The following is a 12934-nucleotide window of genomic DNA, read 5'->3' on the forward strand; positions in this document are numbered from 1 at the left end:
GAAATAATCATGACCACACACACTGAAAAATTATCAAATCAATTTAATCACCACTACATCAATATTGAAGGTAAAAAATTACATTACGTTTCCGCAGGAAATGGGCCCATCGTTTTACTGATTCCGGGATGGCCTCAAACATGGTATGCATGGCGATATGTCATGGCTGAATTGGCTCAGCATGGTTATCAAGCGATTGCGGTTGATCCGCCTGGAACGGGATATTCAGCTCCACTTGATGGTTACTATGATACTGGACGTATTGCAGCAATTCTATCTAACCTGATGTCTGAACTTGGACATCATACCTATGCCGTTATTGGGCATGATATTGGCATGTGGGTTGGTTATGCCCTGGCTGCTGATTTTCCTGAATCAGTCACCTGTCTTGCGGTAACCGAAGCTGTTATCCCAGGCTTAGCTCCACCGCCCCCAATTTTTGTTTCACCTGAAGAAAATATTTTTCTTTGGCATTTTATGTTTAATCAGATTAGCGATTTGCCTGAAGCTTTAGTGATGGGGCGTGAAGAAACTTATCTCAATTATATTTTTGATAAATGGTCATGGCATCGAGATAAGGTTGCTGCTGAAACGTATATAGAAGCTTATAAAATTTCAGGTCGCTTAACAGCAGGTTTTAATTACTATCGCAGCATCCCTGAAACTATTCGTCAGAATAAAATAAGGCAAATGAAAGCGTTAACAATGCCCGTATTGGCGATTGGCGCAGAGCATGCAACAAACGATGCACCTTATGAAACCATGAAAAAAGTGAGTACTCAGTTATCTAGTGCAATTGTCAACGATTGCGGACATTTTATTATGGAAGAACAGTCAGAAATATTTTGTTCATTAATTCTTAACTTTTTACAGCAGGACAACGCCAAATGACTTTACGAATTGAAATCGAAAATTGGCTCAAGTCTCAGTCTATGCTACCCGCTGCAAACACTTTGGATGAACTTAGAGTACAAGTCAATCAATCAATTATCCAACAACAAGGTATTGAACAAGATTCATCTTATCAACATCGCTTTTCCGTGCTGACTGAAGATCACGCAGAAATTGAGGTTCGTGTTTATATTCCCTATGCATTAGAGCACATACAACAACGTCCAGCGATGGTATTCGCTCATGGCGGTGGATGGTGTCTAGGGAGCTTGGATGCTTGGGATCGTGTTTGTCGATTACTGGCTGAAGCAACGCTACAAGTGATATTTTCAGTTGATTATCGCCTTGCCCCAGAGGTTAAATTTCCTATTCCTTTAACGGATTTTTTTAGTGCACTGTCTTATATTCAAAAAAATGCATCTACATTCGGTCTAGATCAAAATCGTATAGCCGTGGGCGGAGACAGTGCCGGCGCGAATATAGCTGCGGCAACGTGCTTGCTCGCAAAACAACATCCTGACATTAAAATTAGCCATCAACTACTTTTTTATCCTGCTTTAGATGCCACCATGAAAAGTTCTGCTTATGAAACATATGCACAAGGATTTGGTCTAACTTCTTCAACCATGGCATATTGTTGGGATCAGTATCTTAATGCTGAGTCAGACAAAGTAAATGAACTTGTTAGCCCTTTACTCGCACATTCAGTACAAGATCTACCCGATGCCACCATTTTTGTATGTGAATATGATCCCATTCGCCATGATGGTGAAAAATATGCAGAGCAATTGCGAGCCGCTGGCGTTAACGTGAAACTGTATTTGTTAGAAGGTATGATACATGGTGCTATTCATATGTTAGCGATCACATCCGCTGCGAGAGAAATATACGATAAAGCAGCTCACTAAAGGATATTGGTCAATTAAGAATATTATATTTAGTATTATCTGAGTTTTAACTACGCTATCCAACAGCATAAATGCTATATCTAGGTTGTGTTGTTGGATATTTAAAATAACTCAGATAGGTTTGATGACAATGACTAAAGCAACGGCCCCAGAGCAAATTCCGGCTTTATTCCAAATGGCTTGGAATGAACATGACATGATTGCCTTTGCATCGCTATTTAGTGAGGATGCAAGCTTTGTAAATCGTTTTGGACATTATGTAAAAGGCATAAAAGAAATTGTTGCCTTACATCTTCCTATTCATGAAACCATTTATCGTGATTCGACACTTCAGAATGAAATAATAGAGCTTAACCCAGTCACGAAAGATGTTGTTATTATTCACTTCTGGAGCAGACTAACTGCAGGTCTTGCGCACCCAGCAGGCCCACATCAAGTTGATACCTTAATTCAGGCTGTGCTGACAAAGCAGAATGACTCATGGTTGATCCGTGCTTTAGAGAATGTAACACTTACTAATCCACGAACTGGACAAGTCATATTAAGAGACACCTAACCATTGATAATAAAAAAGCCATATACATTGGTGCTTTCAATACATCAACACAAATTTTTAGGGCTTTTTTTGATCAATATAGGTAAAAGCAAAAAGCAGTTAGCTCAATTAGAAACTCACATTCCATGACAATTGAGCTGTACGTGGTGTCCCTAGGAATAAATAATCATCACCAAAGAAACTTCCCACATCACGCCAATATTTCTTATTAAATACATTGTCGACGTTAAATCGGAGGGTATTGTCATAGCCATAGGCACGGAAATTATAAGCAGTCCCTAAATTAAACAAGGTATAGCCCGATACCTTCACACTCCCTGTTCGATTGGCATATTTACTGCTGCTATATTGCATGCCTGCGAGTAAACGCAATCCATCTACTTGTGGTAATTGATAAGATAAAGCGTTGGCGATGCGTACAGTTGGGACATTTTGTGTTTGATGCCCTTGATATTCGTTTGCCTGAATGTCTTTTAAACGTGAACGCGTAAGTGCTAGAGAAGATGTGATATCCAGATTTTGTCCTAAACGACCTTGTACACCAAGTTCTAGGCCAAGATTCTGTTGCTTGCCATCAGTAACATAGTCACTATCCGTATTGGTATATTGGTTATCTTGTTTTAACTCAAATAAAGAAGCAGTCAACAGTAAGGTTTGCCACTGTTGCTTAATACCGATTTCATATTGGGTTGAATGTTTAGGTGCCAATGTTGCAAATGCATTGTTGGCGTACCACGGTGCTTGTCCACCATCACTCAGACCTTTTGCATAGGACGCATATAAATGAGTATCGTTCCAAGGCTGATACATCAAGGCAAATTGTGGTAAGAACCGGTTGAAATTGGTATCTCTAATTTTATTAGCTGTCGCATCATAGGCATCTTCATTTAAATGTAGTAATTTTCCACCTGCGATAACTGACCATTCCTGATTTAAATCAATTTGGTCGAGTAAATTCAGAGCTGTTTGTTGACTCTTAAATGATTTGTAATGATTGCCTAAGGTTTTTTCACTCGGTGTAAACGGGTCAGGATCTTGATAAATATTTCCTGTGCCTACCCATTCATTTAGCGCATCGTATTGTGCATGACGCTTATAGCTTTGCGATAATTCTAAACTGAGTTTATGTTGCCAAGTTCCTGTATTAAATGTGCCATTTAGTCCAGTTTTAAACTGATTGGTTAAATAGCTATCATCAGGACTGCGGAAATCATAAATATCATAGTTTCCATTCTGGTCGAAGGTGTAGGCAAATGATGAGTAATCATCGACCACGACCCGACTTTGAGAAGCACTGAGACTGGTCTCCCAATTATTATTGATTTGGTAGCTATATTTTAAGCCCGCATTTAGGCTTTCATTGGTGACGGGTTTACTCCAGCTTTGATAACCAAGTAATCGGTCCCAATTAATACCTGTAGGTACAGTTTTACCATCCAGTAACTGGTAACCTGGTACTGATCGTTGGCGTTGGCGTTGAGACTCGAGATCAAATTCGAGTTTTGAACGATCTGAAATTTTCCAATCTAAAGCCAAAGAACCAAACAAACGTTTTCCATCTGCATGTTCAACATAAGGATGGATTTCTTCATTAGCCAGATTGATACGATAACCAAACTGCTGCTGTTCACCGAGTAAACCGCCAAGATCGGTTGCCACTCGATGCCCCCCATGACTGTCTACTTCAAGCGTCAGTGAACGAATATCTTTTGGTCGCTTGCTTACATAGTTGATAACGCCACCAGGTGTCGACATACCACTTTGAATTGCGCTGATACCTTTTAAAATTTCAACTTGTTCTTTGTTTTCAACCGCAACATTTTGCTCACCGCGCAGCAAGTTACCGTTCAGTAAATAACTAGAGCCCAAATTTAAGGCAAAACCACGCATAACAATATTTGGGTAATAACCAATTGGTGCATAGCCATCGCCTGCTGCTGCATCATTTTTAATAATATCTGTTAATGTTTTAGCATGTTGATCTGCAATCTGTGCAGCAGTTACTGTGCTGATCGATGCTGGAATTTCAGCAAGCTGTTGTTGCGTAAAACCCGATAAATTCACGTTCGGTTGATAATAGATCGTGGGTAAGCTTTCAGCCGTTACAGTGATTGTTTCAAGTCTTTGAGGCTCCTCTGCATGTAAAACTACAGGGCTTATTCCTAGATATGAAAATGAACCAACCGCTAATAATGCTTTTTGTAAACGAGAAAATGGATACGTTTTCACAATAGTTGCCTAACCCCAAAAGATAATTTTTTAGCCCGCATTTTACGGGCTTGAGTATTCCCAATTTTCTCAGATTGAACAAGTATTTCTACAACATATTCAGATATTTTTTAAAAAAGTTTTAAAAGAAGTTGATTCATTTTTTAATTTTTAAGATTAGACATTGTATTCATTAGCACCAATGCCTAATTATGATCGAAGCTCTGCTTTTGTGTACTAGATAATCCCACCATTCACTCGAAGCACTTGGGCATTTACCCAGTTACTTGCATCGCTAACTGCAAAATCTAAAACTGCAGCAATATCTTCTACTGTGCCTAAACGCTCTAAAGGTGCTGCTTTACTGAGTTGTGCAATTAACTCGTCACTTTTGCCTTCTAGGAAAAGTTCGGTTGCTGTCGGTCCCGGTGCAATTGCATTTACGGTAATATTTTTCCCCCTTAATTCTTTGGCCAAAATCGCCGTTAAGGATTCAATCGCTGCTTTTGATGCTGCATAAATACCATAACTTTCAAGTTTCAGTCCTACAACACTGCTGGATAAATTGATAATTTTACCGCCGTGAGCCAGTCGTTTTGCAGCTTCACGCATAGTATAGACAGGTCCCTTTATGTTGATTGCCAAAATTTGATCAATACTCTCATCATCAACCTGTTCAATCTTATTTAATCGCATAATTCCAGCATTATTTATCAGTACATCCACTCGTCCGTAGGTCTGAATCGCATAATCAAATAATTGAGTCACTTCCTTTGATTGGCTGATATTTGCTTTAAAGGCAGATGCTATTCCACCAAAGGCTTGAATCTTGGTGACCACAGCATGGGCCTCTTGATCGTTATTGGCATAATTTACAATGATCGTATGGCCTTGTTGAGCCAGTAAGTTTGCCGTAAAAGCACCAATTCCTCGAGAAGCACCTGTAATTAAAATAATTTTTTTCTGGTTTGCATGCGCAGTTGTGTTCATTTATGACCTCATCGAATGAAATTTACCATCTAATAAGTTCTATGATACTGTTCAGATATACTTGGATAATCTAGCCAATTCTGACATCTTTATCCGAATAAACCGAACAAAAGGCTTAAGCGCGATGGATAAATTAAATGCGATGTCTGCTTTTATACAAGTTGTAGAACAGCAGAGTTTTACCAAGGCAGCACAAATCCTGAATTTACCTCGCTCTACATTGACTGACGCAGTTAAGCAATTAGAAACGCAGTTGAATACTCGTTTGTTATTTCGAACCACACGTCAGGTTAGACTCACTGATGAAGGGAAAATTTACTTCGAGCGCTGTAAATACATTCTGGCTTATATCAATGAATCGGATCATGATTTTCTACATGCAAAACCTCAAGGAACACTAAAAATAGAAGTACACGGTATTTTTGCCAGCTATTTTATTATGCCAAAATTGCATGAATTCCTATCCGAGTTTCCTCAAATTCAACTGCAACTGACTGAAAGCGACCGTTATGTTGATGTCATTAAAGAAGGAATTGATTGTGTTATTCGGATTGGACAGCTCAATAGCAGTGATTTAATTGTCAGGCACCTTGGCGAGATTCAACAAATTACCTTGGCGAGTCCGCAATACTTAGAAAAATACGGAACGCCACAATCTTTAGCAGATCTCAAGGCTCATTTCATGGTTGGGTTTTATTCAACCGCTCGACAGAAACCGCTACCACTTGAGTTCATCGTTCAACAGCAAATGGAATTGCATGATTTGCCTTATATGATTCAAGTCAACGGAGCACATACTTATTCATCAGCAGCTAAACAGCATTTTGGCATTATTCAAGTCCCGCACTACGCCCAAACATCGGAATTGAAGCAAGGAACGCTATGTCAAATTCTAGAAAATTATCCTGTTCCGTCGCTTCCGGTTTCTCTACTCTATCCTTCAAAAACACTGGTTTCACCTCGACAAAAAGTCTTTATTGAATGGATCGTCCAGTTATTTAAGGATCACCCTTTAAGCTGATTCCGAGCTTTTAGGTGCAGAAAATCTAAATTTTATAAATATTGTTTTGCGAATATTTAAGCTTGTTAAACAGAACTTAAGTGTGCATGAAGTAATATTTTACCTGTCTAGGAATATGACAGAAATGCCATGATTGAAACATACATAATTGTATTCGTTAAATTTTTAAATTTTATTTGATTTTTCAACACGACTTTTTCTATTTGGAAAACACTCAAAATTGCATTTTTTTCGCTATTTTGTATTTCATTGTTTCGCTTTATTCTGAAATTTACACTGAATAAAGCATAGAGCCACGCTAGTTTTTGAATTTTGATTCAGAAAATGGGAGCAATGAATTGAGCAATACATTACAGTCTAAAATCGATGGAATACAATTCCCCATTAAATCTGGCAAAAAGACGCCTAGTACCACCGACACGGCAAAGAAAATTTTATATGCCGCACTGAAAAGTGTCGATTCTCCTTATGCATCGCAACTCAAGGCTGAAAAAAATTGGAGAAAGAAATATCCAGTTTACTTTCAAGAGTTGGTTAAATCAGGTATCACATCGGTCAATCATCCTTTGCTGATAGCCCAACATGGATTGGATACAGCCAAAGAACTGTTTAGATTTCATCGAGAGACAGAACAGTCTTCTTTGCAGCAAGCCATGGTCAATATTAGCGATCAGCCATTTGAAAGCTATGTCTTGAAAGGTTCTGGCCCTTCTGCGGTTCAGCCATGGTTTATTCCTTTTGGGGGCAAAAAACTACAGGGCCAAGCCTTATCGGATCAAATTGATCATTGGGAAACACAACGAATTATTGAGCCTAGCCATGCAAAAGCATTACGTTTGTTGCAAGCTCACCCTGAATGGTTTGATTTATCTGCGCGTACCATGGTGTTATTTGGTGCCGCATCTGAAGCAGGACCACTCAGTTGGCTTGCAAAATGGCGTGCCAATATCGTTGCTATTGATTTACCTCACCCAAAAATCTGGGAAAAAATTACCCAAACCATTCAGCAAGGCAATGCTACCTTAATCGCACCACAAATCACTTTGGCAAATGGTGACAAGCAACTTGGTGCGAATTTATTGACTCAAACACCCGAAATTGCCAATTGGCTCAATACCTTTACTGAAACTTTAGATTTGGCCGGTATTGCTTATTTAGATGGTGAAAAACATGTGCGTGTTTCGATCGCCATGATTAGTATCATGGAACAAGTGAGCCTGCAAAAACCAGACAGCAGCATCATGTTCATGCTCACGCCAACAGATATCTATGCGATTCCTAAAGCGGTGGTGCAATCGATACAACAAAACATTAAACAGCGCCCTATTCTCGAAAAGTTCCTGACTCGGTCTATTCACAATATTTCTTTATCCAACTTTTTCCAATCCAATACCAAGCAGCTGATTGAATCAGATAATGGTCAGCAGTATGGTATTTCTGACTGTATGGTGATTGAACAAGGGCCAAATTATGCCTTGGCAAAACGCCTGCAACAATGGTTTGCCATCAGTACACGCGCACGCGGCCAAAAGACGGTTATTAATATTGCCCCGTCTACCACAACCCATTCTGTTGTGAAAAATCCAATCCTCAAAGCAGCGTTTTCAGGAGCTGACTTGTTCAAGGTTGAAACCTTTAGCCCTGAAACCACCAATGCCATTATGGCAGCGCTTTGGGTACATGATTTAAACAACCCTGATAGCGCAACCAATCCTGAAAAATCGTTGGAGCATCCATTGGAGCTCATTATGGAGAATGCTAATCATGGTGGACTTTGGCATGTTCCATATTTAGCCAGAACCGCTTTGCCCTTTGCTGCTGCGTATGGCTGGATACGAGCAAAATTTTAACAGTACCCACTTGTATTACATAACTAGAGAATAAACAAGTTCTCTAGTTTTTAGATCTTTTTTAAGTTGTTTTATTGCAAATGATTATCATTATCTTGCATAATGGGTGGAATTTCACTTAATAATGCTGAGTAAATTGATAATGACTAAGCAAAATCAAATTTCAAATGATAAAAATATACTTAAACAAAATGACCATATGAGAAATCTGGAACAGATTGAAATGACCATTACAGCTATTTCAAGACCGTTCCCAAGCATCCTACGCGTACATGGTAAAATTGATACTCATCAGCCTGATTTATGGGCTAAGCCGAATTTAGCTGTTCGTTTAGGTGTTTCTCAAAACGATGAGGATGCCTTTTTAACACGTGTTTATACGATTCGTTCCTTTGATCGAGACAAATATGAAATTGAAATTGATCTGATTGAACATGAGGATCAAAGTCCTGCGATGAAGTGGGTACATAATGCAAAAATAGGTACAAAAACTCAATTAATCGGACCAAGACCTCACTTTGTTCCAAATTTTGATGAGAAAAAACATGTGGTCATGTTTGCTGACGAAACTGCCCTTCCAGCACTTTATTCCATCCTAAAATCTTGGCCAACTGATGTCAGTGCAGATATCTTTATTGAAAGTTCAGAACCTCATATCCTTGCATATTTTCCTAAATGCTTAAAAGTAAAAATGCATTTATTACTTCGTGAAGGTCAAGATCAAGCTGGGAAAATGGGGCTGCTACTTAAAGCGGCTTATCAGTTTAAGCAAATGAATAACATTGCAGTCTGGGCCGCATGTGAACGTAATGAAGCTAGGGCTATTCGCCAATTTTTCGTAGAAGAAAAATCGCTAGCTCAAAAAGATGTACAGGTCACTGGCTATTGGAATGTCGGTCTTTCTAGTACAGTATTAGACGAGGTGCGATTTGAGTACTATCAAAAACATATTCATGCAGGAAAGACCTTAGAAAGCTTTGATGACTTAGATATGCCTGTTTAGTTTGTATTTACACAGTAGCTTCAAGAAACCATCTCGTTCAAAAACCAACACAGTTGACCATCAGGTAAAAATATTATTTCTATTATAAAGAAAAAGTTAATTATTCCTTTTAAAAAAAAATTTCTTTGTTATAGTATTTCTCCAATGATTTCCAGAAAGAGATCAATCGGGTGCTGATGATTGGAAGATTGCTAGCCTTCTATGCAATCTTTTTACAACTCGCTGTGTTCTTACAGCCATTACTGCCAGAGAAATATCAAGTTTCTCCAGTATGTGAAACTATTGCCCAAGTTTTGTTGCAAGCCCCTCACTCCTCTTCTTCATCCCATGATCATCATGTCACGACTCAACATCACAATGTGTTTAGTCCACAACATGATATGGAACATGCATACCCTACCTTTTTAGCTGAAGCGAAAACACCATCTGCTCATCACCACCATGATGCAAATCATCAATGTCAATATTGTGTGGTGTATAGTCATATTTTGCCTTTACCAGATATTGATCTAAGACATATTTTGGTTAGGATTCAGGTTCGTTTTCTCGCCTTTATTGAAAACTACTTCCATGTTTTCTTTCAGCTTCAGCAACTCTTTCTTACCCCTCAAGGTCGAGCACCGCCACTTTTACTATCACTCTAACTTGAAGCTCAAAACGTTTAAGTTTTGAAAAATTTATATATTCAAGAGATTATAGTCATGTTTTCTTTTTCTAATCATACTCATCGTTGGGTAGAGGCTTTATCAGCCCTCAGTTTATCTCATCAAAAACAAGATGAGGTACGGTCATGACTTTAGGTTTTACTGCACTCGAATTGGCAAGAATACAATTCGCTTTTACCGTATCCTTTCATATTATTTTTCCTGCGATTTCCATTGGTTTAGCCAGCTTCTTGGCTGTTTTAGAGTGGCGTTGGCTACGTACCAAAGATCCAATTTATAAAGACCTGTTTAAGTATTGGGTCAAAATTTTTGCTGTGGCCTTTGGAATGGGCGTGGTTTCTGGTGTCGTCATGAGCTACCAGTTTGGAACCAACTGGAGTGAGTTTTCCCGAATTGCAGGTAGTGTTACAGGTCCTCTGCTCACCTATGAAGTACTTAGTGCATTCTTCTTGGAAGCAGGTTTCTTAGGCATTATGCTGTTTGGTTGGGGCCGTGTTAGCCCCAAGGCACACTTTTTTGCCACACTGATGGTTGCTATCGGAACCTGTATTTCCATGTTCTGGATTCTGTCTTCCAATAGTTGGATGCAAACACCGCAAGGCTTTAGCATTGAAAATGGCATTATTGTACCGACAGATTGGTGGGCAATTGTCTTTAACCCATCTTTCCCTTATCGATTAGTACATATGGCAATTGCAGCCTTTATGGTTGCAGCTTTATTGGTTGCCGCAACTGCTGCCTGGCATTTACTTAAAGGTCGTCGCGATGAACTTGTCAAAAAATCATTTTCGATGGCCCTATGGTTGATTTTGGTCTTGGCACCCTTACAAGTATTTGTTGGGGATGCACACGGTTTAAATACTTTAAAGCATCAACCAGCAAAACTTGCTGCGATGGAGGGACATTGGGAAACCAATTATGATGAAGGCATGCCACTCTACTTATTTGGTATTCCAGATATGCAAGAAGAGCGCACTAAATATGCGGTTGCAGTTCCAAATCTAGGAAGCTTGATTTTGACTCACTCGATGGACGGTACTGTTAAAGGCTTAAAAGACTTTGCCCCAGAAGATCGACCAAACTCAACTATTGTATTTTGGAGTTTCCGTGTCATGGTTGGTCTGGGCATGTTAATGCTTTTATTGGCTTTGTCTGGTGCTTGGTTAAGAAAAACAGGAAAGCTTTTTGAAAGTAAGTGGTTTCATCGTTTTGCTTTGCTGATGGGCCCATCTGGATTTATTGCAGTATTGGCGGGATGGTTTACTACTGAAGTTGGGCGCCAGCCTTGGGTTGTATATGGTGTAATGCGGACCAAAGATGCGCTTTCTCCTGTTTCTGCTGAACAAGTCGGTCTCACCTTAATCATTTTTGTGGTGGTGTACTGTGTTGTTTTCGGAATTGGGATCTATTACATGTTGAAACTGATGCATAAAGGCCCAGAATTTATTGAAGCTGTTGATCTTGAGCCCGCAGGTCATGGACATTTCAAAACACCAATGCGTCCTTTAAGCGCAGTTGATGAAACCATCGATACACAAGACCCAAATAAGGAGAAACACCATGATTGATCTCTCTCTGATTTGGGTGGGTATTATCGGACTTGGCGTATTGATCTATGTCATTTTAGATGGTTTCGATCTCGGTATTGGAATACTGTTTCCCTTCATTCAAAACAGCGAAGAACGGGATGTGATGATGAATACCGTCGCACCTGTCTGGGATGGCAATGAAACATGGATGGTCCTCGGTGGTGCAGGTTTATTCGCAGCTTTTCCTCTAGTCTATTCAACCGTCCTTTCAGCGTTATATATGCCGATTACCCTCATGGTGATTGCACTGATTTTCCGTGGCGTTGCGTTTGAGTTCCGCTTCAAAGCCAATCGAACCAAGCATTTATGGGATCAGGCTTTTATTTGGGGCTCAATTCTCTCCAGTTTCCTGCAAGGTGTGATTTTAGGTGCTTATATCCAAGGCATTCAAACCACCAATGGCATTTTCTCAGGCTCAGGTCTGGATTGGTTCACACCTTTCGCGCTCTTTACGGGACTGGGTGTGGTTGCCATGTATGCAGCATTGGGTTGTGGTTGGCTGATTATGAAAACCGATCATGAGCTACAGGACAAAATGTACCATTTAATGCCGAAGCTGATCATGCTTCTATTTGTGGTATTTGCAGGTGTCAGTCTCTATACCCCACTGACACATCCTGAAATTGCAGCTCGTTGGTTTGCATTACCAAATCTACTGTATTTTAGCCCTGTACCCATTTTGGTGTTGTTATTTACATTTTTGATTCTAAAAGCATGTAAACAACGTCAGGACTTTAAACCTTTTATCTACACCCTAGCACTGGTATTCCTCGCTTTTACTGGATTTGTGATCAGCCTCTGGCCGAATATCATTCCACCCTCAGTCACAATTTGGGAAGCGGCAGCGCCACCTTCCAGTCAGAAATTCGCATTGGTGGGTGCGGTGATTCTAATCCCGATTATCATTGCCTATACCATTGTTTCCTACTGGGTATTTCGGGATAAAGTCCGTGTCGGTGATGAAGGCTATCACTAGGAGTGTCATCAAATGAAACTATCTAAAACACAATGGTTTATCGTACTTTGGCTAGCTGGGTTCCTCGGTTTGTTAATGATCGCAATGTTTTTTAGAGTCTTATTAAAACTCGCCTACTAAGTTGAATTTTCTTGTTATAAAAAAGGCTATACCTAGGTATAGCCTTTTTATATTTGACTCAGGTGGCGAACCTTGGTTTTTCAGATCTATCTACCTTTTCACAAGCTTATAAGCGTTGGTCAGGTATTACACCCAGTTATTTTAAGAAATAAAATCA

11 protein-coding genes are annotated in these 12934 nt (G+C 39.6%); 9 read left to right on the plus strand and 2 right to left on the minus strand.

What is annotated here, in order from left to right; genetic code table 11:
- Positions 1-9 precede the first annotated feature (9 nt).
- The 3 genes from F909_RS05040 (at position 10) to F909_RS05030 (ending at position 2355) form a co-directional block, all read left to right on the plus strand.
- Complete coding sequence (locus F909_RS05040) at positions 10-891, plus strand: alpha/beta fold hydrolase (protein ID WP_005152913.1); 882 nt, start codon at positions 10-12, stop codon at positions 889-891.
- Entirely contained in the window at positions 888-1799 is a 912-nt protein-coding gene (locus tag F909_RS05035; protein ID WP_005152915.1) for an alpha/beta hydrolase, read from the plus strand. Before F909_RS05040 ends, F909_RS05035 begins: the two co-directional genes overlap by 4 nt.
- Before the next feature lie 130 nt (positions 1800-1929).
- Positions 1930-2355 carry an SgcJ/EcaC family oxidoreductase gene (locus F909_RS05030; protein ID WP_005152916.1) on the plus strand — a complete coding sequence of 142 codons (426 nt, stop codon included), beginning with the start codon at positions 1930-1932 and terminating at the stop codon, positions 2353-2355.
- Between the two features lie 108 nt (positions 2356-2463).
- Here F909_RS05030 and F909_RS05025 read toward each other — a convergent pair whose 3' ends face one another.
- Together F909_RS05025 and F909_RS05020 are read right to left on the minus strand one after the other, a co-directional pair.
- Complete coding sequence (locus tag F909_RS05025; RefSeq protein ID WP_005152917.1) at positions 2464-4584, minus strand: TonB-dependent siderophore receptor; 2121 nt, start codon at positions 4582-4584, stop codon at positions 2464-2466.
- A gap of 216 nt (positions 4585-4800) precedes the next feature.
- Positions 4801-5553 (minus strand): SDR family oxidoreductase, encoded by a 753-nt coding sequence (locus F909_RS05020; protein ID WP_005152919.1) that lies wholly within the window; start codon positions 5551-5553, stop codon positions 4801-4803.
- 124 nt (positions 5554-5677) lie between these two features.
- Between F909_RS05020 and F909_RS05015 the strand changes: the two genes are divergently transcribed.
- From F909_RS05015 to cydB, 6 genes are all read left to right on the plus strand, one after another.
- Positions 5678-6574: a LysR family transcriptional regulator gene (locus tag F909_RS05015; protein WP_005152921.1), complete on the plus strand. Its 897-nt coding sequence runs from the start codon at positions 5678-5680 to the stop codon at positions 6572-6574.
- A gap of 338 nt (positions 6575-6912) precedes the next feature.
- A complete protein-coding gene (locus tag F909_RS05010; RefSeq protein ID WP_005152923.1) occupies positions 6913-8424 on the plus strand; it encodes a hypothetical protein in 1512 nt (503 codons plus the stop codon).
- A 142-nt stretch (positions 8425-8566) separates the two neighbouring features.
- Positions 8567-9427: a siderophore-interacting protein gene (locus F909_RS05005; protein WP_005152925.1), complete on the plus strand. Its 861-nt coding sequence runs from the start codon at positions 8567-8569 to the stop codon at positions 9425-9427.
- Positions 9428-9603: 176 nt separating this feature from the next.
- The gene (locus F909_RS05000) at positions 9604-10071 is read left to right on the plus strand and encodes a DUF2946 family protein (RefSeq protein ID WP_005152928.1); all 468 of its coding nucleotides are present in this window, start codon (positions 9604-9606) and stop codon (positions 10069-10071) included.
- 146 nt (positions 10072-10217) lie between these two features.
- Positions 10218-11660: a cytochrome ubiquinol oxidase subunit I gene (locus tag F909_RS04995; protein ID WP_005152931.1), complete on the plus strand. Its 1443-nt coding sequence runs from the start codon at positions 10218-10220 to the stop codon at positions 11658-11660.
- Positions 11653-12657: a cytochrome d ubiquinol oxidase subunit II gene (cydB, locus tag F909_RS04990; RefSeq protein WP_005152932.1), complete on the plus strand. Its 1005-nt coding sequence runs from the start codon at positions 11653-11655 to the stop codon at positions 12655-12657. Before F909_RS04995 ends, cydB begins: the two co-directional genes overlap by 8 nt.
- Positions 12658-12934: the final 277 nt, after the last annotated feature.

Origin of the sequence: Acinetobacter sp. ANC 3929, from assembly GCF_000369405.1 — a bacterium.
In the GTDB taxonomy this organism is placed as follows: Bacteria; Pseudomonadota; Gammaproteobacteria; order Pseudomonadales; family Moraxellaceae; genus Acinetobacter.